The following is a 23749-nucleotide window of genomic DNA, read 5'->3' as shown; positions in this document are numbered from 1 at the left end:
GGACAATCGATGCCCGACACGTTTCCCCTGACACCGCGCCGTGAGCGCGTGATGCTGCTGACCCTGGCTGCGATCCAGTTCATCCACGTCGTGGATTTCATGCTGATGATGCCTCTGGGGCCACAGCTCACGGTGATCTTCGGGATCAGCGACGCGCAGTTCGGGCTGCTGATCGCCGCCTACACGCTGGCCGCCGGTGTTTCCGGATTGGCCGCCACCACCTACATCGACCGCTTCGAGCGCCGCTGGCTGCTGCTGATCCTGTTCGCGGGGCTGGCGGTGGCGACGCTGGCGTGCGGGCTGGCGCCGACCTTCCACACGCTGATGGCAGCGCGGGTAGCAGCAGGGCTGTTCGGCGGTGTGCTGGGGTCGCTGGTGCAGACGATCGTGGCGGACGCGGTGCCCTTCGAACGGCGCGGGGCGGCCATGGGCATGGTGATGGCGGCGTTCTCGATGGCGACTGTGGCCGGCGTGCCCGCCTCGCTGTGGCTGGCCAACACCTGTGGCTGGCATGCTCCCTTCCTCGTGCTGCCGGCGGTGTCGGTGCTGATCTGGGTGGCGGCGAGCCGGTGGGTGCCGCGCATGACCGGCCATCTCGTCGCGCGTGACAGCCGCGAGAACACGGTGCAGCAACTGCGGCAGGTGCTCGGTGTGCGCAACCACTGGCGGGCGTTTGCGCTGACGGTGCTCATGGTGTTCAGCAGCTTCACGATGATTCCCTACATCACGCTGTTCACCACCACCAACCTCGGCCTGACCACCGCGCAGGTGCCGATGATCTACCTCGCTGGGGGCCTGGCCACGCTGATCAGTTCGCAACTGCTGGGCCAGCTGGCCGACCGCTGGGGCAAGGTGCCAACCCTGCGGCTGGTGGCGCTGCTCGCGCTGGGGCCGATCCTGGCGCTGCCGCAACTCGCGCACTGGGGCCTGACCACGCTGGCACAGGTGCTGGTGGTGACGACGCTGTTCTTCGTGCTGGTGTCGGGGCGCATGGTGCCGGGCATGGCGCTGGTGACCTCGGCAGTCGAGCCGCGCTCGCGGGGGGCGTTCATGAGCCTGAACAATGCGATGCAGTCCGGCGCGATGGGTGTGGCGTCGCTGGTCGGCGGGCTGCTGATCTGGCGCGACGGACAGGGGCTGGTGCAGGGCTATGCGCGGGGCGGGTGGCTGGCGCTGGGCTGCACGCTGGCGGTGGTGTGGCTGGTGGGAAGGCTGCAGGTGGTCGCAAGCACGACCAGCTCCAAGGCCCATGCCCGATAATCCCGCCCCATGAACCCGCTGCTCTCGCGCCTCCAGCCCTACCCCTTCGAGCGCCTGCGCGCGCTGACCCAGGATGTCCGCTCGAACCCGGATTTCAGGCCGATCAGCCTCGGCATCGGCGAGCCCAAGCACCCGACGCCCGAGTTCCTGAAACTCGCGCTGACCTCGTCGCTCGACGGGCTGGCCGCCTACCCGGCCACCGCCGGCCTGCCCGCCTTGCGCAAGTCGTGCGCCGGCTGGGTGCAACGCCGCTACGGCGTGGCGCTGGACGCCGACACGCAGATCCTGCCGGTCAATGGTTCACGCGAGGCGCTGTTCTCGCTGGCACAGACCGTCATCGACCCGACCCGCGATGCGGCAACGGGTGGCCCGGTCGTCGTCTGCCCCAATCCGTTCTATCAAATCTATGAGGGCGCGGCCTACCTGTCCGGCGCCACGCCCGTCTTCGCCAACAGCGACCCGGCGCGCAACTTCGCCGCCGACTGGTCACAGATCGACGAAGCCACCTGGGCGCGCACGCAACTGCTCTACGCCTGCTCGCCGGGCAACCCGACCGGTGCCGTGGTGCCGCTCGACGAGTGGGCCGAGCTGTTCGCCTTGTCCGACAAGCACGGCTTCGCGATCGCCTCGGACGAGTGCTACTCCGAGATCTATTTCCGCGAGGACGCCCCGCTCGGCGCACTCGAAGCCGCGAAGCAGCTCGGCCGCACCGACTTCCAGCGCCTGATCGTGCTGACCAGCCTGTCCAAGCGCTCGAACGTGCCGGGCCTGCGCTCGGGCTTCGTGGCAGGGGACGCGCAGATCCTGAAGTCCTTCCTGCTCTACCGTACCTACCATGGCAGCGCCATGAGCACCACCGTCCAGCAGGCCAGCATCACCGCCTGGGACGATGAGGCCCACGTCGTCGAGAACCGCGACCTGTACCGCCAGAAGTTCGCGCAGGTCACGCCCGTGCTGGCCGAGGTATGGACGTGGCGCTGCCCGACGCGGGCTTCTACCTGTGGGCGAAGGTGCCCGAGACCGTCTTCGGCGGCAGCGACACCACGTTCACGCGAGAACTGCTGGCTCAATACAATGTCGCGGTGCTGCCCGGCAGCTACTTGGCCCGCGAAGCGCATGGCGTGAATCCCGGCGCCGGGCGCGTGCGCATGGCGCTGGTGGCTGGCGTCGGGGAATGCCTCGAAGCCGCCCGCCGCATCGCCGCATTCGTGCGCACCAACACCCGCCACACCGCCTGATCCCAACCGAATCCGAGAGAACTCCATGTCCGACCACAGCCAACTCCAGCAAGTCATCGAAGCCGCCTGGGAAGACCGCGCGAACCTGTCCATCGCCTCGGCCCCGGCCGATGTGCGCGACGCCGTCAACCACGTCATCGACGCCCTCGACACCGGCAAGCTGCGCGTGGCCGAGCGTCAGGGCGTCGGCCAGTGGCAGGTCAACCAGTGGGCCAAGAAGGCCGTGCTGCTGAGCTTCCGCCTGAACGACAACGTGCCGATGGGCGCGGGTGACCTGAACTTCTTCGACAAGGTGCCGACCAAGTTCGCCGGCATGTCCGAAGCACAGTTGCGCGCCACCGGCGTGCGCGTGGTGCCACCGGCCGTCGCACGCCGCGGCAGCTTCGTTGCCAAGGGCGCGATCCTGATGCCGTCCTACGTCAACATCGGCGCCTACGTCGATGAAGGCACGATGGTCGACACCTGGGCCGCCGTCGGTTCCTGCGCGCAGATCGGCAAGAACGTGCACCTGTCGGGCGGCGTCGGCATCGGCGGCGTGCTGGAGCCGATGCAGGCCAACCCGACCATCATCGAAGACAACTGCTTCATCGGCGCCCGCTCGGAAGTGGTCGAAGGCGTGATCGTCGAGGAGAACTCGGTGCTGTCGATGGGTGTGTACATCGGCCAGAGCACCAAGATCTATGACCGCGCCACTGGCGAAGTCACCTACGGCCGCATCCCGTCGGGCTCGGTCGTCGTCAGCGGCAATCTGCCGAGCGCCGACGGCAAGTACAGCCTGTACTGCGCCGTGATCGTCAAGCGCGTCGATGCGCAGACCCGCGCCAAGACCAGCATCAACGACCTGCTGCGCGGCTGAACGCCATCACACGACCACGCGGGGGAACGATGAGCACCAAGAACATGGAGCGCGTGCTGCGGCTGATGGCCGAGAAGCGCGCATCCGACGTATTCCTCTCGGCCAACATGCCGGTGCTCATCAAGATCCACGGACAGATCCTGCAGCTCACGCAGGAGCCGCTGGCGCCCAACCAGCCACGCATGCTGCTGGGCGAGGTGATCACGGCCGCGCAGATGGAGGAGCTGGAGGAAACCGGCGAGTTGAACATCGCCATCCAGATCACCGGCGTGGGGACGTTCCGGCTGTCCGGCTTCAAGCAGCGCGACTCGGTGGCGGCCGTGTTCCGCTTCATGCCGACCGAAATTCCGGCGCTCGACTCGCTCAACCTGCCCGAGATGCTGAACACGCTGTGCCTGACCAAGCGCGGGCTGGTGCTGATGGTCGGTGCCACGGGCACGGGCAAGAGCACGACACTGGCCTCGATGCTCCAGAACCGCAACAAGCAGATCGCGGGCCACATCCTGACCATCGAGGACCCGATCGAGTTCCTGTTCACCAACTACAAATCGGTGGTGAACCAGCGCGAGGTCGGCCGCGACGTGCAATCGCTGCAGATCGGCCTGAAGAACGCCATGCGCCAGGCGCCGGACTGCATCTTCATCGGCGAAATCCGCGACCGCGAGACGATGAGCGCAGCGCTGTCCTACGCACTGTCGGGCCACCTCGTGCTCTCGACGATGCACGCCAACAACAGCCACCACGCGCTGAGCCGCATCCTGTCCTTCTACACGCCGGAGTCGCGTCCGGCCCTGCTGTCCGATCTGGCGGCCGGGCTGAAGGCCATCGTCTCCCAGCGGCTGCTGCGGTCCACCCAGGGCGGGCGGGTGCCAGCGGTGGAAGTCCTGCTGAACACGCAGTTCGTTTCCGAGCTGATCGAGCAGGGCAACTTCTCGGGCATCAAGGAGGCGATGGACCGCCTGATGGCCGAGGGCTCGCAGACGTTCGAGCAGGACATCGCCCGCCTTGTCACCGAAAACCTCGTCACGCGCGACGAAGGCATCTCGCACGCCGACTCGCCGACCAACCTGCTCTGGCGCCTTCAGAACGACCTGGTCGGCGGCAAGCGCCAGCAGGAGGAGGAGAAGGAGGCCGAACCCGGTCCGTCCTTCACCGAGATCACGCTGGACGTGGTGCCCGGCCAGAACCCGAATGCACGCGGCAGCTTCACGCCTGCACCCGCTCCGATGCCCACCGGCACGGCCCACACGAAACCGCCGAGTTCGGCCGCCATCAAGCCGCTGCCCTTCCTGTCCAAGAAGCGCTGATGCGCGCCAGGACGCTGAACAGCCGCCTGCGCGGCCGTCCCCCGACATGCACCTGCCTACCCTCGCCCTGGTCGAGCAACTCCTTGCCCGCCGCTCCCTCACCCCGGACGACGCGGGCTGTCAGGCGCTGATCGCTGACCGCCTGCGCCCGCTGGGCTTCGAGTGCGTCGATCTTCCTTTCGGCCCGGACGATTTTCGGGTCAGCAACTTGTGGGCAATCCGCCGAGGCACTGCCGATGGCCCGACGCTGGTACTCGCCGGCCACACCGATGTGGTGCCCACCGGCCCGCTCGACCAGTGGTCCTCCGATCCCTTCGTGCCCACGCACCGCGACGGCCGCCTCTACGGCCGCGGCAGCGCCGACATGAAGACCTCGCTGGCAGCGATGGTCGTGGCGGTGGAGGAGTTCCTCGCCGCGCACCCGGACCACCGCGGCGCCATCGCCTTCCTGCTCACCAGCGACGAGGAAGGCCCGGCGCACAGCGGCACCGTCAAGGTCTGCGAGTGGCTGGTCGAGCGCGGCGAGCGGCTGGACGCCTGCATCGTCGGCGAGCCGACCAGCGTACGCAGCGTGGGCGACATGGTGAAAAACGGGCGGCGTGGCTCAATGTCGGGTCGGCTGACGGTGCGCGGCGTGCAAGGCCACATCGCCTATCCGCAGCTCGCGAAGAACCCGATCCACCTCGCAGCACCGGCGCTGGCCGAGCTGTGCGCGGTCGAGTGGGACCGCGGCAACGACCACTTCCCGCCGACAAGCTGGCAGATGTCCAACGTCCACGCCGGCACGGGCGCGACCAACGTCATCCCCGGCGCGCTGGTGGTGGACTTCAACTTCCGCTTCTCGACCGAATCGACGCCGGAAGGCCTGCAGCAGCGGGTCTGCGCCGTGCTGGACCACCATGGGCTGGACTACCAGATCGACTGGAGCCTGAGCGGGCGCCCGTTCCTGACACGGCCTGGCCCGCTGGTCGTGGCGCTGGCCGGCGCCATCCGTGCCGTGACCGGACTGGAGACCGAGCTGTCCACCACCGGCGGTACGTCCGACGGTCGCTTCATCGCGCAGATCTGTCCGCAGGTGGTCGAGTTCGGCCCCGTCAATGCCACCATCCACCAGATCGACGAGCACTGCGAACTGGCCGCACTCGGCCCGCTCAAGGACATCTACCGCCGCACGCTGGAGGCGATGCTCGCATGACCCCACCCCCGACGAACACTCCGCAGCCCACCACCGTCCTTGCGCTGGTCGACGCCATGAGCGCGCGTCTGACACAGGCCGGCGTCAGTTTCGGGCATGGCACCACCAATGCCTTCGACGAGGCCGCCTGGCTGACGCTGTGGAAGCTGGGTCTGCCGCTGGACGCACTCGACGCGCAGGCCGCTTCGCTGGTCACCCCCGCACAGCAGACCGAGGTCGAGTCGCTGATCGACACACGCATCGCCACGCGCAAGCCCGCCGCCTACCTGACCCGCGAGGCGTGGCTGCAGGGCGTGCCGTTCTATGTGGACGAACGGGCCATCGTGCCGCGCTCGTTCATCGCCGAGCTGCTGGCGGATCCCGAACTGGGCGAGGCGCTGGATGCCTGGCTGTCCGAGGACACCGACCGCGTGCTGGACCTGTGTACCGGCAACGGCAGCTTGGCGGTGCTGGCGGCGATGGCGTATCCGCAGGTGCGGGTCGATGCCGCAGATCTCTCCGCCGATGCGCTGGCGGTGGCACGCATCAACGTGGAACGCCACGGCCTGAACGACCGGATCACGCTGGTGGAAAGCGACGGGCTGGTGGCGCTGGATGGCCTCTACGGGCTGATCCTGTGCAATCCACCATATGTGAATGCTGCATCGATGGCCACACTCCCGGCCGAGTACCTGGCCGAGCCGGAACTGGCACTTGCGGGCGGCAAAGACGGGATGGACTTCGTGCGTCAGCTGCTGCGGGACGCGCCGAGGCGGATGCGGCCGCAGGCTGTGCTGGTGCTGGAAATCGGCAACGAGCGGGCCTATTTCGAGGCGGCGTTCCCCACGCTGGAAGCCGTGTGGCTGGAGACGAGTGCGGGGGAGGATCAGGTGCTGCTGGTCACGCGCGAGGCAGTGCTGGCGTGGCAGCTGGCTTCTGGCGGAGCGGGCTGAGGCAAGAATCTGGAGCGGGTGATGGGAATCGAACCCACGTATGAAGCTTGGGAAGCTGCCGTTCTACCATTGAACTACACCCGCGCCGTCTGAAACAGCAGACTGCAATTATGCCAGACGCGCGGCCCATTCGACACAGGCGTCGAGCGCCGGCGTCGCAGCGGCCACGTTCTCGGCGTGGTTGGCCAGCAGGCACACGCCCAGCATGCGTCCGCTGCGGGTCCGCACATAGCCGGCCAGACCGCGGGTATCGAGCAGCGTGCCTGTTTTCAGCCAAGCCTGCCCCTCGGCAACGCCGCCACGCAAGCGCCCTTCCAGCGTTCCGTCCACACCCGCGATCGGCAGGGATTTGAGGAGCAATTTCCCTTGTGGCCCACGGGCTGCGCGGCTCAACAGATGCACCATCGCCTGCGGTGTGGCCTTTTCCAGCCGAGACAGGCCCGAGCCGGTATCCAGCCCGACCCACTCCTTGCGCACTCCCTTGCGGGTCAGCCAGTCGCGCACACGGACCTGCGCCGCTTCCGCCGTCGCGGCGCGGTTCGGAAACTCGGGCGCGAGGCTGAGCATCAGGTGGCGCGCGACCAGGTTGTCGCTGCGCTTGTTCATGTCGATCAACTGCTCGGACAGGGGCGCCGACACATGCTCGGAAAAGGGTGCCGCGTCCGCCAGTTGCCACGGCACAGGCGACGACGGGGAGTGTTCGACCACCCGACCGCGCAGCACCCCACCCGCCTGCAACCACAACCCTTCGATCCCCCGCAGACCCAGATCGCGCATGCTGACCGGCGAAAACTTGATCTGCTGCGCACCACAGCGGGCCGACCACTGACCGTTGATCTGCAGTTGCGGCTGCGGCGAACCTTCGACATCCCGGTAGACAGCGTTCGCCACGCAGGCACCACCGCGCCCCAGCGCATTGATCAGCTTGACATCGTGCAGCGGCGGCGTCACCTGGATATTGGCCCGCCCGACGCTGTCCGACTGCACCGCGACGCGCACCACGCCCGCATCCAGCGCCAGCGCATCCGGGCGGACATGGTGGGGACGCTCCGGCGTCGGCTCCGGCGTGGACGTCAGATCCTGGGGGCGCAGACTGAACGCCTCCCGGTTGAGGATGATGTCGCCCCAGACCTCGTGCAGCCCCTGTTCACGCAGTTGCTGGAACCACACCAGCAGATCCTGCGAGGTCAGGCTGGCATCACCACCACCGCGGATGACCAGATCGCCCAGCAGCCGCCCATGGGTGAGCGGGCCGCTGAGGTAGGCCCGCGTGCGCCAGCGGTAGGTGGGGCCGAGCAGGTCGAGTGCGGCCATCGAGGTGATGAGCTTGGAGGTGGATGCCAGCACAAAGGGCCGCGCAGCCTGCCAGGACAGTACCGCGGGCGTGCCGTCCAGTGGCTGCACATGCAGACCGAAACCTTCCATTGCCAGCCCGGTTTCGCTCAGACGCTCCCGGAGCGCCGCCGGCAGCACATCGACCGGCTCGGACAAGACGGACGCTGGCGCAGCCTGTGGCGCCTTGCGGGTGCGGGCCTGCAGCGGGTCCGCCGCAAGACTTGCCGACGCCGCTGCGGCGAATGCGAGCCACTGGCGCCGGGACGCACGAACGGGCGAATCGGAGGCCCTCACGGTTGATGCAGAATCACTCATGCACTGAGCCTAGGCGGGCATCGCCCCGGTGCATAGGCAAAATAGCCCGGACTAGTCCCCTCAATCCCGGGACCATTGGTTCCAGGGATTTCACTTTGAAATATTCATACCGAACGCACACGCCGCGGTTCCTATTGTTCATGACTGTCACTGATCCGACCCCCGTTCCTGCTGGCTCGACCGATGAGCCTGTCGTTCACCACCGCGCGATCCGCAGCTTCGTCGTCCGCGCGGGCCGCATGGGCACGGGGCAGATGCGTGCGCTGGAGGAACTCGGGCCGCGCTACGTGTTGCCGTGGTCCGACCAGTTGCTCGATCCGCAAGCCGCCTGGGGCCGCACGGCGCCGCTGGTGCTGGAGATCGGTTTCGGCATGGGCGGGGCCACTGCGGAGATTGCAGCGCGACAGCCGGAGGTGGATTTTCTCGGAGTCGAAGTCCACACACCCGGCGTCGGCGCGCTGCTCAAGCTGATCGACGAGCGGGGCTTGGGCAATCTGCGGATCGTGCAGCACGACGCCGTCGAGGTACTGGACCGCATGATTGCGCCGGCGTCACTGGCCGGTGTCCACATCTTCTTCCCGGACCCTTGGCACAAGAAGAAGCACAACAAGCGCCGATTGATCCAGCCCGAGTTCGTGGCCCGGCTGATCACGCGGCTCGCGCCGGGTGGCTATCTGCACTGCGCGACCGACTGGCAGCCCTACGCAGAGCAGATGCTGAATGTCCTGTCCGCGGAGCCGGGGCTGGAGAACACCGCAGAGGGCTACGCACCCCGACCCGACTACCGCCCGCTGACCAAGTTCGAACACCGGGGCCTGAAGCTTGGGCACGGCGTCTGGGACTTGGTGTTCCAGCGCCCCACCGCTGACCTCACTGGTGCCAGCTGACCACGCCGGTATAGGACGTCAGCAGGATCAGCAGCCCGAATGCGATGCGGTACCAGGCGAAAGGCACAAAATTGTGCGTCGCCACGTACTTCAACAGCCAGCGCACGCACAGCCACGCCGACAGGAACGAGAACACCAGTCCAACCAGGAACACCGGTGCATCGGCCATCGACAGGTGGGCGCGCTCCTTGTAGAGACTGTAGACACCTGCGCCGATCAGCGTGGGAATGCCCAGGAAGAAGCTGAAGTCCGTCGCCGCCTGCCGCGACAGGCCCATCAGCATGCCGCCGATGATGGTCGAGCCGGAGCGGCTGGTACCCGGGATCATCGCAAAGCACTGCACCAAGCCCACTTTCAGTGCATCGAGCGGGGTCATGTCGTCGACTGAAGACACCCGAACCGAGCTGGCCGGGCGACGTTCTGCCCACAGGATGATCAGACCACCGACAATGAAGGCCGACGCCACGATCACCGGGGTGAACAGGTGGGCCTTGACCGTCTTGCCAAACGCCAGACCGAGCACAACCGCGGGCAGGAAGCCGATCAGCACGTTGAGCACGAAGCGCTGCGCGTCCCGGCTGCTGCCCAAGCGGGTCACTGTCGTCGACAAGCGTTGCCAGTAGACAAGGATCACGGCGAAGATCGCGCCAGTCTGGATCGCGATCTCGAAGACTTTGCCACTTTCGGTATCGAATCCTCCCAGCAGCGAGCCTGCGAGGATCAGGTGTCCGGTGCTGGAAATAGGCAGAAACTCTGTCAGCCCCTCGACCACGCCCATCACCGCGGCCTTCAACAACATCACGACATCCACACGCACATCCCTTCGATTCGACTCAGACAAGTCCAGACAAGAAAACGCCCCGATTGACGGGGCCTGATACTGGTGTTCAATACTGCAAAAGAAGATAGCACAGGCGCAGTGGCGTTCCGTTCCGGAAGCCTTGCGCCCTTGCTCGCCTGACGACATGGTCACACTCACTTTGAAAAAGAAATCCGCGCCCTCCCCCGATCACGGGAAGCCCGCCGGGCGCGGCCCGCTGCGCGGCCAGGGTTCGCGTCCTCGCCCGACCCTCGCCGAAGCACAGGCGCAGCGCACTGAGCAGCAGCAGGCCTGGGACCGGGAGAATGCCCAGCAGCGCGACGAGCGCCGGCCGCAGCCCCCGCGTCGGGAGGGCGGCGGACCGTTGAGTGTCAACAACCAGCGATTTGCCCAGAATCTGGTCGACCGTGGCGCACCGCCGCGGCGTGACGCTTCGCCCCCTCGGCAGCAGCAGGCTTGGGAGCGTGACGCGGCACCGCAGCGCGACGACCGCCGACCGCCTTCTCCGCGCCGGGACGGCGGCGGACCGCTGAGCGTCAACAACCAGCGATTTGCCCAGAATCTGGCCGACCGTGGTGCGCCGCGCCGGGATGCTCCGGCGCCGATGCGGCAGCAGCCGCCCGAAGCGCCGCGCCAGACCCCGACCCGGCCGCTGAAGAGCGTCGTCAATCCCCAGGTGGCGCGCCAGATGGGCTCCGACCGCCCAGGTGCATTGCCTGTTGCCCCCGCGAACCGGCCGCCAGGTTTGCCTTCGGCCGAGGGCGACCGCCTCTCCAAACGCATGACCGCGCTTGGACTGTCGTCGCGCCGGGAAGCCGACGAATGGATCGAGGCGGGATGGGTACGTGTCAACGGCCGTCTGGCTGTACTGGGACAGCGGGTGCGCCCAGAAGACAAAATCGTCGTTGATCCCGCCGCGCACCGCGAGCAGGCCCAGCGCGTCACCATCCTGCTGAACAAGCCGATGGGCTATGTCAGTGGCCAGGCCGAAGATGGCTACGAGCCGGCCTCCGTGTTGCTGCGGCCGGAGAACCAGTGGCAGGAAGACCAGTCCGGCCTGCGCTGGCATCCGGGTCACATGCGCAGTCTGGCACCTGCTGGCCGGCTGGACATCGATTCGGTCGGCCTGCTGGTTCTGACCCAGGACGGACGGGTGGCGCGCCAGCTGATCGGGGAAGACTCGAACATCGAGAAGGAATACTTGGTCCGGGTCGAATACCACCACGGCCCGCGCCTGCCCGACTCGGATCTGGCGCTGCTCAACCACGGCCTCACGCTCGATGACCACGTGCTGCGTCCGTGCAAGGTCAGCTGGCAGAACGAGGATCAACTGCGTTTCGTGCTGCGCGAAGGCCGCAAGCGCCAGATCCGGCGCATGTGCGAAGCCGTCGGCCTCAAGGTGGTCGGGCTGAAACGCGTGCGCATCGGCAGCGTCTCATTGGGCCACCTGCCCCCGGGTCAATGGCGATATCTGCGACGTGATGAATTTTTCGCGTGAATCGTTCACTGATCTGCAGATACAAATCTTGAATAAACGGGTAAGAACCGTACCACTTTCCAGCATCTCACCACCACCCCTTCGTTGACACTGTTCCGATGGATGTCAAGTCGATCACACGGTCGTTAACATCTATCGAACTGCTGTCATCGTTAGCGCAACGGTAATAAAAAGTACCCATTTTTATCACTTTTGCTGCTTTTAGGAATAAAAGCTAAAGTACGATTGGGACGTGGGGAAGCCTCATGATCGAACAAACAGCCATAATTTCTTCTTCGCTAGACCACCGCACCCGGCTTCTTGAAGGCATGGCTCGCTGCGTGGCCACCAAAGGGTACGCCGACACCACGATTGCCGACATTGCGACGGCAGCGCGTGTATCCAAGCGTACGTTCTATGAACATTTCAGGACCAAGCAAGAATGCCTGATCGCACTGTATGAAAACGCCAGCCAGCGCGGCCTGAACAGCCTCGCAAGAGCGATCGAACCTGATCAGCAATGGCCGGCTCGCGTCGACCATGCCGTGAAGGCCTATTTCAGTCATCTGGCGGCCAACCCGCTGCTGATGCGCACACTGTTCATCGATGTACTGGCGGTAGGCCCTGAAGGTCTGCAGGCGCGGCGCAAGGTGCATCAGCAACTGGCGGAGCTGATTGCCAGCACCGCAGAGCAGCCGGACAGCGAACTCAATGTCTGGCAGGCCAACGCGATCATTGGTTCACTGACCGAAATCGTGCTGCAGGCCATCGAGCAGGATCGGGTCGAACATCTGCCGGAGTGCGCCGACGAGGCCGCTCAGGTCATTCGTGCGGCGATGCAATCCCAGCTGGCACACCCGGTCATTGCACCGGCACCCAGCGACCACCCGCGCTGAGTCAAAAACGGGACCGATTCCGGTCCCGTTGCATTTCCAGAGCCGGCAAGCGCTTTCCCCACACATGCGCTTGCCAGGAAATGCCCCCTTCAGCCGACCCACTTCCGGGCGTTGCCGAACATGCGTAGCCACGGGCTCTGCTCGGACACGCCGCCCGAAGTCCAGCTCATCTGCACATTGCGGAATACCCGCTCCGGGTGCGGCATCAGCACCGTGAAGCGACCGTCCGCCGTGGTCACTGACGTCAGGCCGTCCGGGCTGCCGTTGGGGTTGAGCGGATAGGTCTCGGTCGGACGGCCCACGTGGTCGACGAAGCGCATCGCGCGCTGCACCCGTGTCGCGTCACCACGCTGCGAGAAGTCGGCATAGCCTTCCCCATGCGCCACCGCGATCGGCATCCGGCTACCTGCCATGCCCTGGAAGAAGATCGACGGGCTCTCCAGCACCTCCACCAGGCTCAGCCGCGCCTCGAACTGCTCGCTCTTGTTGCGGGTGAACTTGGGCCAGTCCTGCGCACCGGGGATGATCGGTGACAGCGCGGCCATCATCTGGCAGCCGTTGCACACGCCCAGCGCGAAGGTGTCGGTGCGGTTGAAGAAGGCCGCGAACTGCTCGGCCAGCGCCGGGTTGAACAGCACCGAACGCGCCCAGCCCTCGCCCGCCCCCAGCGTGTCGCCATAGCTGAAGCCACCGCAGGCGACGAAGCCCTGGAACTGGTCCAGCCGTGCACGACCGCGCTGCAGGTCGGTCATGTGCACGTCGAAGGTGTCGAAGCCGGCCTTGGCCATCGCGTAGGACATCTCGACGTGCGAGTTCACGCCCTGCTCGCGCAGGATCGCCACCTTGGGCCGCGTCGTGTTGATGAATGGCGCCGCCACGTCCTGCCGCGGGTCGAAGCTCAGCGCGACATGCAACCCGGTGTCGTCCGGCGCACCGACCCTCGCATGTTCACTGTCCGCACAGGCCGGGTTGTCACGCTGCGCCGCGATGCGCCAGCTCACGTCGTCCCACACCTGCTGCAGCTTCTGCAGGGGCGCACTGAACACCGTCTTCGCATCGCGCCAGACCTCGACGGCGGCGCGGTCGTTGGTCTTGCCGATGACGTGGCTGTGCTTGCTCAGGCCGTGCGTGCGCAGCGTCTGCATCACCTCGTTGCGCACGCTGGTCGGCACCTGGATCACGGCGCCGAGTTCCTCGTTGAACAGCGCCTTGAGCGTCAGCTCGTTGCGGCGCTCGCCCACCTGCGTGGCCCAGTTCTTCGAGTCGCCCATCTCGGCGCGGCTGTCGCTGATGCCGTCGCCTTCGGTGACCAGCATGTCCACGTTCAGGCTCACGCCAATGTGCCCGGCAAACGCCATCTCGCAGGCAGCAGCCCACAGACCGCCATCGCTGCGGTCGTGGTAGGCCAGCAGCTTGCCTTCGGCGCGCAGTTGGTTGATCAACGTCACCAGCGCCTTGAGCTGCGCCGGGTCGTCCACGTCCGGCACCTCGTGACCGAACTGGCCGATCACCTGCGCCAGCATCGAGCCGCCCATGCGGTTGCGGCCATTGCCGAGGTCGATCAGGATCAGCGAGGTGTCCAGTCCGGCCGGCGTATCGGTCTTGAGCTGCGGTGTGAGCGTGCCGCGCACGTCGTCCAGCGTCACGAACGCGGTGACGATCAGCGACACCGGCGCCACGACCTGCTTCTGAACCTGCCCATTCGGCCCGCCATCGCTCCACTTGGTCCGCATCGACAGCGAATCCTTGCCGACCGGGATGCCCACGCCCAGCGCCGGGCACAGCTCCATGCCGACGGCCTTGACCGTCTCGTACAGCGCCGCATCCTCGCCTGGCTCGCCACAGGCGGCCATCCAGTTGGCCGACAGCTTGACCCGCGACAGCTCGAACGGCGCCGCCAGCAGGTTGGTGATGGCCTCGGCCACCGCCATGCGTCCCGAAGCAGGTGCGTCCAGCGAGGCCAGCGGCGTGCGCTCGCCCATCGCCATCGCCTCGCCGCGGAAACCGCTGTAGTCGGCCAGCGTCACGGCGCAGTCGGCTACCGGCACTTGCCACGGTCCCACCATCTGGTCGCGGTGGCTCATGCCGCCCACGGTGCGGTCGCCGATGGTGATCAGGAAGCGCTTGGACGCCACCGTCGGGTGGCGCAGCACGCTGAACGCCACCTCGTCGAGCTGCACGCCCGTCAGGTTCAGCGGCGCCTCGGTCCGCTCGACGCGGGTCACGTCGCGGTGGACCTTCGGCGGCTTGCCGAGCAGCACGTCCATCGGCATGTCGATCGGACGCTCGCCCTGCGGGCCATCCTCCAGCACCAGCTCGCGGTCATCGGTGGCGACGCCGACCACGGCATACGGCGCCCGCTCGCGGCGGCACATCTCGTCGAACAGCGGCAGCGCCTCGGGCGTCACCGCCATGACGTAGCGTTCCTGGCTCTCGTTGCACCAGATTTCCTTCGGGGCCAGGCCGGTCTCTTCCAGCGGCACCTTGCGGATGTCGAAGGTCGCGCCCTTGCCCGCGCCGTCCACCAGCTCCGGGAACGCATTGCTGATGCCGCCCGCGCCCACGTCGTGGATTGCCACGATCGGGTTGCTGGCACCGAGAGCGAAGCAGTGGTTGATGACCTCCTGCGCGCGGCGCTGGATCTCGGGGTTGCCGCGCTGGACCGAGTCGAAGTCAAGCGAAGCCGTGTTGGTGCCCGCCGCCATCGAACTGGCCGCACCGCCACCCATGCCAATCCGCATCCCCGGCCCGCCGAGCTGGATCAGCAGCGTGCCCGCGCCGAAGGGCAGCTTGTGCGTCTGGCTGTCGGTGATCGTGCCCAGACCGCCGGCGATCATGATCGGCTTGTGGTAGCCGCGCTGCACGCCCGCCACGTCCTGCTCGAACACGCGGAAGTAACCCGCCAGATTCGGTCGGCCGAACTCGTTGTTGAACGCTGCGCCGCCCAGCGGCCCCTCAGTCATGATCTGCAGCGGGCTGGCGATGTGCGCCGGCTTGCCGATGGGGTCGTTCTCCCACGGCTCATTGGTGCCCGGCAGGTTCAGGTTCGACACGCTGAAGCCGGTCAGGCCCGCCTTGGGTTTGGAACCGCGGCCCGTCGCGCCTTCGTCGCGGATTTCGCCGCCCGCGCCGGTCGCGGCACCAGGGAACGGGGAAATCGCCGTCGGATGGTTGTGCGTCTCGACCTTCATCAGGACGTGCACCAGTTCTTCGCGGGCGCCGTACTGCGGTGCGTTGGTGTAGCCCTGCGGCGTCCAGCGTTCGATCACACCACCCGTCATGACCGAGGCGTTGTCGCTGTAGGCGACCACGGTGGACTGCGGCGAGACCTTCTCGGTGTTGCGGATCATGCCGAACATGCTCATCGGCTGGCGCTCGCCGTCGATCGTGAAATCGGCGTTGAATATCTTGTGGCGGCAGTGCTCGGAGTTGGCCTGCGCGAACATCATCAGCTCGACGTCGCTCGGGTTGCGGCCCAGGCCGGTGAAGGCGTTCACCAGGTAGTCGATCTCGTCCTCGGACAGCGCCAGCCCGAAGTCCTTGTTGGCCACCACCAGCGCCGCGCGGCCCTGCCCCAGCACATCGACATGCGCCAGCGGCTCGGCCGGCTGCGCGTCGAACAGGTGGCGGGCCGCGTCGCGCGCGAAGGCGGCCGATTCGGTCATGCGGTCGTGCAGCACCAGCGCGCAGGCTTGCAGTTCATCCGCCGTCAGCGGCTTGGCGCCCCCCTTGAAGGTGTCCAGCAGGCCGGACTTCAGCACCAGCCGGTACTCCGTGACGCGTTCGACGCGGTGCAAGGCCGCGCCACAGTTGTGCGCGATGTCGGTCGCCTTCGAGGCCCACGGCGACAGCGTGCCCAGCCGCGGCATCACCACGATCAGCTCGCCCTCGGGTTTGGCGGTGCAGGCATCGCCATAGGTCAGCAGCGCCGAAAGCTTGTCGAGGTCCGCACGGTCCAGCACCGCGTCGCTGCACACCCAATGCACATGGCGGGCCGACACCTCGACGATGCGGGTGCTGACGGCCTGCAGGCGGGGCAGCAGCGCCTGGGCGCGGAAGGCGGAAAGGGCGTTGCCACCCTCGAAATGCTGGAGGTGCTGGGAGGTGCTGGAGGAAGAAGACACGCGGTGAGTCCCGAAGGGCTGGAAAGCGTGCGATTTTAGGGGAGCGACCGCACCACTTCGTCGGCGATCGCCAGACAAGAGGTCAAACCCGGGGATTCGATGCCCAGAAGCTGCACCAGCCCTGGCACGCCATGCACGGCCGGGCCGTCGATGCGGCAATCCGCCGCCGCCACATCCGGCCCGCCCAGCTTCGGCCGTACCCCCGAGTAACTGGGTTGCAGCACACCGTCCGGCAGGCTCGGCCAATAGCGGCGGATCGCTTCTGCCATGCCTTGCACACGCTCGGGGGCCACGGCGTAGTCGATCTGTGCCGCGTCGGCAATGTCGAGCCACTCCACATCCGGGCCGAAGCGCATCTGGCCGCCAAGGTCCAACGTGACATGCACGCCCAGCCCCGCCGCCTCGGGAATCGGGTAGACCAGCCGCGAGAACGCTGGCCGGCCGCTGCAGGCGAAGTAGTTGCCCTTGCAGAAATACGCCGCGGGCTGTTGCGCCGCGGCCTCGGGTGTCGCCGGCCAGCCGCGCAGGCTGCGGGCGATCGCCGGCGCACTCAAGCCTGCGGCGTTGATCACTTCGCGGGCAAGGATCTGCATCGGTTGCTCGCCCCCCACGTCGAGCACGATCCCGTCCGGCGTGATCGCCCCGCCGGTCACGGGCGAACACAGCGCCAGCGACGCCCCCGCCGCCTCGGCGTCGCCCAGCAGCGCCAGCATCAGCCCATGGCTGTCGATGATGCCGGTCGAGGGCGACCACAGCGCCGCCGTGCAAACCAGCGCCGGCTCCATGGCACGGGCTTCGTCACCGCTCAGGCGCTGCAGATCGTGGACACCGTTGGCGCGGGCCTGGGCATGCAGCGCGTCGAGCTTGCCGAGCTGCGCGTCACTGGTGGCCACGATCAACTTGCCGCAGCGGCGGTGTTCGATCCCGCGCTCGGCGCAGTAGGTGTACAGCCGCTCCCGGCCCTGCACGCAGAGTTTGGCCTTGCGCGATCCTGTCGGGTAGTAGAGACCTGCGTGGATGACCTCGCTGTTGCGGGCGCTGGTGACGGTGCCGAAGGCGTCGGCGGCTTCGAGGATGACGACCTCGCGGCCGGTCAGCGCCAGCGCACGGGCGACGGCCAAGCCCACCACACCAGCGCCGATGACGAGGGTTTCGATTTTGTCCAAGGTGTCCATCCGCTCAGCTTAGCCGACCCCCGGTGCGATAATCCCGCCCCATGTCGATCACGATCAAAACCGCCGCGGACATCGCCGCCATGCGCGTGGCTTGCCGCCTCGCCTCCGAAGTCCTGGACCTCCTCACGCCGCACGTCCGGGCGGGGGTGACGACCAACGAGCTGGACCGCATCGCCCACGACCACATCGTGAACGTGCAGCAGGCCATCCCCGCACCGCTGAACTACCAGCCGCCCGGCTACACGCCGTATCCGAAGTCGATCTGCACCTCGGTCAACCACGTCATCTGCCACGGCATCCCCAGCGACAAGGCGCTGAAGAACGGCGACATCGTCAACCTCGACATCACCGTCATCAAGGACGGCTGGCACGGCGACACCAGCCGCATGTTCATCGTCGGCGAAGGCTCGATCGCGGCCAAGCGGCTGTGCGCGGTGACGTATGACGCGATGTGGCACGGCATCCTCAAGGTCAAGCCCGGCGCACGCCTGGGCGACATCGGCCACGCGATCCAGACCTTCATCGAAAAGCAGGGCCTGTCGGTGGTGCGCGAGTTCTGCGGCCACGGCATCGGGCAGAAGTTCCACGAGGAGCCGCAGATCCTGCACTACGGCCGCCCTGGGACGCTGGATGTGCTGGTGCCCGGCATGGTGTTCACCATCGAGCCGATGGTCAACGCCGGCCGACGCGAGTTGAAGGATGCAGGCGACGGCTGGACCATCGTCACCAAGGACCGCTCGCTCTCCGCGCAGTGGGAGCACACGCTGGCCGTCACCGAGACGGGCTTCGAGGTGATGACGCTGTCGGCCGGCAGCCCGCCGCTGCCCAGCTTCGTCACGACCACGTCCTGCTGATGCCTGACACCACCGGCGCCGACGCCGACCGCCGCCACCCCCTGCCCGCCCTGCCGCTGCCCGAGCTGCGCCGTTTGCTGCGCGAAGGCAAGCAGGCGCTGATCCAGCAGTTCCGCGACGACAAGGCCACCGTGGCGAACGCCGACCGGCTGGTGCGCCAGTTGACGCAGCATGTGGACAGCATGCTCGGCCAGTTGTGGCAGCAGTCGGAGCTGCCCCGCGGCGCAACGCTGGTGGCGGTGGGTGGGTATGGGCGCGGCGAGCTGTTCCCGTATTCGGATGTCGACGTGCTGCTGCTGCTGCCCGAAGAGCTGGCGCAGACCCATGAGCAGGCACCGGACGATCCACGCCGCGCCGGCATCGAAGCCTTCATCACCGCCTGCTGGGACATCGGGCTGGAGATCGGCTCCAGCGTCCGCACGGTCGAGGAATGTGTCTTCGAGGCGCAGGCAGACGTGACCATCCAGACCTCGATGATCGAGGCGCGCTTCCTGTGCGGCGCGAAGAAGCTGTTCGAGCAGTTCCGCCGCGCGACGCAGGAGGTGCTGGATCCGGCCGCCTTCCTGCGCGCCAAGTCGCTGGAGATGCAGCAGCGCCACGTCAAGTACGAAAACACGCCCTTCTCGCTGGAGCCGAACTGCAAGGAAAGCCCCGGCGGCCTGCGCGATCTGCAGGTGGTGCGCTGGATCGCGCTCGGCGCCGGGCTGGGCCGCTCCTGGCGCGAGCTGGCGAGCAAGGGCCTGATCACCCGCTTCGAGGCGACGCAGCTCCAGCGCAACGAGGGTCTGCTCAAGCTGATCCGGGCGCGGCTGCACACCATCGCCGGCCGGCGCGAGGACCGCCTCGTGTTCGACCTGCAGACGGCGGTCGCCGAGAGCTTCGGCTACGTCTCGACGCATGAGCGCCGCGCCAGCGAAGCCCTGATGCGCCGCTACTACTGGGCGGCCAAGGCGGTGGTGCAGCTCAACCAGATCCTGATGCTGGGCATCGAGGAGCACGTCACGGGCTCGGGCGACGCGCCGATGCGGCCGATCAACGAGCGCTTCTTCGACCGCGCCGGCATGCTCGAAGTCGCCAGCGACGACCTCTACCAGCGCGATCCGCACGCCATCCTGCAGACCTTCCTCGTCTACCAGCAGACGGTCGGCATCAAGGGCCTGTCGGCGCGGACGCTGCGGGCGCTCTACAACGCCCGCGAGCTGATGGACGGCGCCTTTCGCAGCGACCCGGAGAACCGGCGGATATTCATGGAGATCATGCGCGAGTCGCAGGGCCACACGCACGCCTTCCGGCTGATGAACGACACATCGGTCCTCGGGCGCTACCTGTGGGTGTTCCGCCGCATCGTCGGCCAGATGCAGCACGACCTGTTCCACGTCTACACGGTCGACCAGCACATCATGATGGTGCTGCGCAACGTGCGGCGCTTCTTCATCGTCGAGCACACGCACGAGTACCCGTTCTGCTCGCAGCTCGCCGCGCACTGGGACAAGCCGTGGCTGCTGTACGTCGCCGCGCTGTTCCACGATGTCGCCAAGGGGCGCGGGGGGGACCACTCGGACCTGGGTGCGGTCGAGGTGCGCAAGTTCTGCCGCGACCACGGCATCGACAAGGAAGACGGGCGGCTGATCGAGTTCCTGGTCAAGGAACACCTGACGATGTCCCGCGTCGCGCAGAAGGAAGACCTGTCCGACCCGGACGTGATCGACGCCTTCGCCGCCCATGTGAAAGACCCGCGCAGGCTCACCGCGCTGTACCTGCTGACGGTGGCGGACATCCGCGGCACGAGTCCCAAGGTCTGGAACGCCTGGAAAGGCAAGCTGCTGGAAGACCTGTTCCGCGCCACGCTGCGGGCACTCGGCGGGGCCAAGCCGCAGCTCGATGCAGAAATCGAGATGCGCAAGCAGGAGGCGCGGCAACTGCTCGCGCTGCACTCGATGCTGCCGGGCACCGAAGAGACGCTGTGGAAGACGCTGGACCTGAACTACTTCACCCGCCACGACAGCGGCGAGATCGCCTGGCACGCCCGTGCGCTCAACCGCAAGGTAGACGCCACAAAGCCGCTGGTGAGCGCCCGCCTGTCCCCGCTTGGCGAGGGCCTGCAGGTGCTGGTCTATTCGCCGGACCGGCCGGACCTGTTCGCGCGCATCTGCGGCTATTTCGACTCGGCGCAGTTCAGCATCCTGGATGCGCGGGTCCACACGACGCGGGCCGGCTATGCGCTCGACACCTTCCAGGTCATCACGCCGTTTTTTGACCAGGCGTACCGGGATCTGATCGCGCTGGTGGAGAACCAGCTCGGTCTGGCCCTGCAAGCCGATGGCCTGCTGCCACAGCCCAGCCGCGGCCGGCTGTCACGGCGGGTCAAGTCCTTCCCGGTGACGCCGCGCGTGCAATTGCGCCCGGATGAGCGGGCACAACGCTGGGTGCTGTCGGTATCGGCCAGCGACCGCTCGGGACTGCTCTACAGCATCGCCCGGGTCTTGGCCAAGCACCACATCAACCTGCAGCTCGCCAAGATCAGCACGCTGGGCGAGCGGGTCGAGGACACGTTTCTGGTCGATGGGGCGGCGCTGCAGCACAACCGGAGTCAGATCGAGTTCGAGACCGAGTTGCTGGATGCGCTGAGCTGAAGCTATGCCTGCGGGTGAACGGTGTCAGCTCCAGCCACGCTGTCCACCGCGAGGGACTCCGCCGAGACCCCCGAATCGATCGGCGGCTCGACCACCACCGGCAGCGTCCACCCCTCGACCCGCTCGAACACCGCGATCGACTCGACATGTGCCGTGTGCGGGAACATGTTGACCACGCCCGCCGCGACGCAGCGATACCCGGCCTGATGTACCAGCAAGCCCGCATCCCGCGCCAGCGTGGCCGGGCTGCAGCTCACGTAGACGATGCGCTGCGGTGGCGTGTAGCCGTCGATCGGCGTCTGGCGCACCTCGGCCAGCGCCTTGACCAGCGCAAACGCGCCCTCACGCGGCGGATCGACCAACCAGCGCGTGGCCGAGCCATACGCCGCCAGATCGGCCGCTGCCATCTCGAACAGGTTGCGCGCCTCGAAACTCGTCTTGGCAGCCAACCCGTTGAGCGCGGCGTTCTCGCGTGAGCGTTGCACCAGCGTCTCGCTGCCCTCGATGCCGAGCACCTCGCGGGCCTGCGTGGCGATCGGCAGCGTGAAGTTGCCCAGACCGCAGAACCAGTCGATCACCCGCTCGTCGGCCCGCGCCTCCAGCAGCTTCAGCGCCCGCGCCACCAGCACGCGGTTGATGTGGTGGTTGACCTGCGTGAAATCGGTCGGCTTGAACGGCATCGTCACGCCGAACTCGGGCAGCGTGTAGGCCAGCACCGGCCCGCCCGCGTCGAGCAGGTGGACCGTGTCCGGCCCCTTCGGCTGCAGCCACCACTGGACCGCATGTGCGGCAGCAAAGTCACGCAGCTTCTGCACATCACCCGCGCTCAGCGGATCCATGTGGCGCAGCACCATCGCATTGACCAGCCCGTTCGGCGATTCACCCAGCGCCAGCTCGATCTGCGGCAGCCGCTCGCGGGCGTCCATCGACAGAACCATCACCCGGAGCGGCACCAGCATCGCGCTGATGTGCGGCGGCAGCACGGGGCAAGTCGTCATGTCGGCCACGTAGCGGGACTTGCGCTCGTGGAAGCCGATCAGCACGACGCCCTTCTTGATCACATGGCGCACCGACAGCCGCGCCCGGTAGCGGTAGCCCCAGGTCGGCCCTTCGATCGGGCGCATCACGCGTTCAGGGCGGAGCTTGCCAAGGTGCCAGAGGTTGTCCTCCAGCGTGCGCTGCTTGACAGCGACCTGCGCGGACGGGTGGAAGTGCTGCATCTTGCAGCCACCACAAGCCCCTGCATGCAAGCCGAAGTTCGGGCAGCCCGGCGTGACCCGCTGCGCACTCTCGCGCCGGATCTCGACCAGCGCGGCCTGTTCCCAGTTGTTCTTGCGCCGACCCGTCTGGACCCGCACCTTCTCGCCCGGCAGGGCACCGTCGATGAAGACCACCTTGCCTTCGGCATTGCGGGCCACGCCCTGGGCATCGAGGTCGAGCGCGTCAACCGTCAGCCATTCGTTGATATCGGTCATGAAGTCTCGGAGCGTCTCAGCGGGCCGGCAGCACCTTGGTGGGGTCGATCGGCTTGCCGCGGCGGCGCACCTCGAAATGCAGCTTCACGCGGTCGGTGTCGCTCGATCCCATCTCGGCGATCTTCTGGCCACGGCGCACGACCTGGTCCTCGCGCACCAGCAGCGCCTGGTTGTGCGCGTAGGCGGTCAGCAGCGTTTCGTTGTGCTTGATGATGACCAGATTGCCGTAGCCACGCAGGCCGGAGCCAGCGTAGACCACGCGACCGTCGGCGGCCGCATAGACCGGGTCGCCGAGCTTGCCACCAATCGCCACGCCCTTGTTCCGGGTGTCCTCGAAGGAGCCCACCACAGCGCCTTGCGCAGGCCACATCCAGTTGACGTTGTCATCGCCTTCGCGGACCGGCGCGGCAACCGGGGCTGGTGCGACAGCGGGTGCAGACGCGCCGGCGGCGCTGGCGGCAGAAGCGGCACCCGCGGCAGGCGCAGACGGCGTGGCCGGCACGGACGCAGCGGCCGGGGCCGGTTTGGCGTCAATTGGACGCGGTTCGATGCGCGAGGTGGTGACCGGGCGTGTCGCGACCTGGGTCGGATCCTGTCCGGGTGGCACCACGCGCAGGACCTGACCGACCTCGATCAGATCGGGGTTGTCGAGCTGGTTCCAGCGCTGGATGTCGCGCCAGTTCTGGCCAGACTCCAGGCCAACGCGGATCAGCGTGTCGCCAGGCTTGACCGTGTAGTAGCCGGGTTTGCCGGCGTTCTCGGCACCGGGCAGCACACGCTCGGTTTCCGTCGTCACCACCGGACGGCTCGCACCACCGCGGTTGTCGACAGGCGCCGGAGGGCGCAGATGCGAAGCACAACCAACCAGCGTGATCGCCAGTGCGGCACTGATCAGCACCCGGAAGCCGGGCACCTGGAATAGGGAAGTCATCATGGAGTGGTCGGGAGGGCCCGCAGCCTCAGGGTGTGT

The 23749-nt window shown here is 67.1% G+C and carries 16 protein-coding genes, 1 tRNA gene and 1 pseudogene; 11 read left to right on the top strand and 7 right to left on the bottom strand.

All coding sequences use genetic code 11. The features are described 5' to 3' along the window. Window positions 1-9: 9 nt before the first annotated feature. The 6 genes and pseudogenes from RMP06_RS11815 (at window position 10) to prmB (ending at window position 6788) form a co-directional block, all read left to right on the top strand. Window positions 10-1260, top strand: a complete 1251-nt coding sequence (locus RMP06_RS11815) for an MFS transporter (RefSeq protein WP_310461974.1) — start codon at window positions 10-12, stop codon at window positions 1258-1260. 9 nt (window positions 1261-1269) lie between these two features. After that, window positions 1270-2498: pseudogene (dapC, locus tag RMP06_RS11810) on the top strand (succinyldiaminopimelate transaminase). 25 nt (window positions 2499-2523) lie between these two features. Next, window positions 2524-3354, top strand: coding sequence for a 2,3,4,5-tetrahydropyridine-2,6-dicarboxylate N-succinyltransferase (dapD, locus tag RMP06_RS11805; protein WP_310461973.1), 831 nt, complete (start codon window positions 2524-2526; stop codon window positions 3352-3354). A 29-nt stretch (window positions 3355-3383) separates the two neighbouring features. After that, window positions 3384-4661, top strand: a complete 1278-nt coding sequence (locus tag RMP06_RS11800; protein WP_310461972.1) for a PilT/PilU family type 4a pilus ATPase — start codon at window positions 3384-3386, stop codon at window positions 4659-4661. A 46-nt stretch (window positions 4662-4707) separates the two neighbouring features. After that, window positions 4708-5856: a succinyl-diaminopimelate desuccinylase gene (gene dapE / locus RMP06_RS11795; RefSeq protein ID WP_310461971.1), complete on the top strand. Its 1149-nt coding sequence runs from the start codon at window positions 4708-4710 to the stop codon at window positions 5854-5856. Next, window positions 5853-6788 (top strand): 50S ribosomal protein L3 N(5)-glutamine methyltransferase, encoded by a 936-nt coding sequence (gene prmB, locus RMP06_RS11790; protein WP_310461970.1) that lies wholly within the window; start codon window positions 5853-5855, stop codon window positions 6786-6788. The genes dapE and prmB overlap by 4 nt, the downstream gene beginning before the upstream one ends. A 10-nt stretch (window positions 6789-6798) precedes the next feature. Here the strand turns inward: prmB and RMP06_RS11785 are convergent. Then, a tRNA-Gly gene (locus RMP06_RS11785) sits at window positions 6799-6872 on the bottom strand. Between the two features lie 24 nt (window positions 6873-6896). Next, a complete protein-coding gene (dacB, locus tag RMP06_RS11780) occupies window positions 6897-8438 on the bottom strand; it encodes a D-alanyl-D-alanine carboxypeptidase/D-alanyl-D-alanine endopeptidase (RefSeq protein WP_310461969.1) in 1542 nt (513 codons plus the stop codon). 140 nt (window positions 8439-8578) lie between these two features. On the opposite strand from dacB, the gene trmB reads away from it, so the two are divergent. Next, a complete protein-coding gene (gene trmB / locus RMP06_RS11775; protein ID WP_310461968.1) occupies window positions 8579-9325 on the top strand; it encodes a tRNA (guanosine(46)-N7)-methyltransferase TrmB in 747 nt (248 codons plus the stop codon). Here trmB and RMP06_RS11770 read toward each other — a convergent pair. Continuing rightward, window positions 9309-10136: an undecaprenyl-diphosphate phosphatase gene (locus RMP06_RS11770; RefSeq protein WP_310462064.1), complete on the bottom strand. Its 828-nt coding sequence runs from the start codon at window positions 10134-10136 to the stop codon at window positions 9309-9311. The two genes, trmB and RMP06_RS11770, sit on opposite strands and share 17 nt — an antisense overlap. Before the next feature lie 154 nt (window positions 10137-10290). Here RMP06_RS11770 and RMP06_RS11765 point away from each other — a divergent pair, with 154 nt between their 5' ends. After that, the gene (locus RMP06_RS11765; protein WP_310461967.1) at window positions 10291-11643 is read left to right on the top strand and encodes a pseudouridine synthase; all 1353 of its coding nucleotides are present in this window, start codon (window positions 10291-10293) and stop codon (window positions 11641-11643) included. A gap of 245 nt (window positions 11644-11888) precedes the next feature. Next, complete coding sequence (locus RMP06_RS11760; RefSeq protein WP_310461966.1) at window positions 11889-12518, top strand: TetR/AcrR family transcriptional regulator; 630 nt, start codon at window positions 11889-11891, stop codon at window positions 12516-12518. Between the two features lie 89 nt (window positions 12519-12607). Here the strand turns inward: RMP06_RS11760 and purL are convergent, their stop codons facing one another. Together purL and RMP06_RS11750 are read right to left on the bottom strand one after the other, a co-directional pair. Next, a complete protein-coding gene (purL, locus tag RMP06_RS11755; RefSeq protein WP_310461965.1) occupies window positions 12608-16642 on the bottom strand; it encodes a phosphoribosylformylglycinamidine synthase in 4035 nt (1344 codons plus the stop codon). Between the two features lie 35 nt (window positions 16643-16677). Then, complete coding sequence (locus tag RMP06_RS11750) at window positions 16678-17808, bottom strand: NAD(P)/FAD-dependent oxidoreductase (protein WP_310461964.1); 1131 nt, start codon at window positions 17806-17808, stop codon at window positions 16678-16680. Window positions 17809-17858: 50 nt separating this feature from the next. Between RMP06_RS11750 and map the strand changes: the two genes are divergently transcribed. Together map and RMP06_RS11740 are read left to right on the top strand one after the other, a co-directional pair. Then, complete coding sequence (gene map, locus RMP06_RS11745; RefSeq protein WP_310461963.1) at window positions 17859-18671, top strand: type I methionyl aminopeptidase; 813 nt, start codon at window positions 17859-17861, stop codon at window positions 18669-18671. Beyond that, window positions 18671-21304 (top strand): [protein-PII] uridylyltransferase, encoded by a 2634-nt coding sequence (locus tag RMP06_RS11740; RefSeq protein WP_310461962.1) that lies wholly within the window; start codon window positions 18671-18673, stop codon window positions 21302-21304. The genes map and RMP06_RS11740 overlap by 1 nt, the downstream gene beginning before the upstream one ends. A 2-nt stretch (window positions 21305-21306) precedes the next feature. On the opposite strand, the gene rlmD is transcribed toward RMP06_RS11740, so the two are convergent. Continuing rightward, complete coding sequence (gene rlmD, locus RMP06_RS11735; RefSeq protein ID WP_310461961.1) at window positions 21307-22779, bottom strand: 23S rRNA (uracil(1939)-C(5))-methyltransferase RlmD; 1473 nt, start codon at window positions 22777-22779, stop codon at window positions 21307-21309. Window positions 22780-22795: 16 nt separating this feature from the next. Then, window positions 22796-23713: a peptidoglycan DD-metalloendopeptidase family protein gene (locus RMP06_RS11730; RefSeq protein WP_310461960.1), complete on the bottom strand. Its 918-nt coding sequence runs from the start codon at window positions 23711-23713 to the stop codon at window positions 22796-22798. Window positions 23714-23749 lie beyond the last annotated feature (36 nt).

This window comes from Sphaerotilus sp. (genome assembly GCF_031429695.1).
Taxonomy (GTDB): Bacteria; Pseudomonadota; Gammaproteobacteria; order Burkholderiales; family Burkholderiaceae_C; genus Sphaerotilus.
The sequence above is the reverse complement of the archived record's forward strand: the minus strand, read 5'-3'. Positions and strand labels throughout refer to the sequence as shown.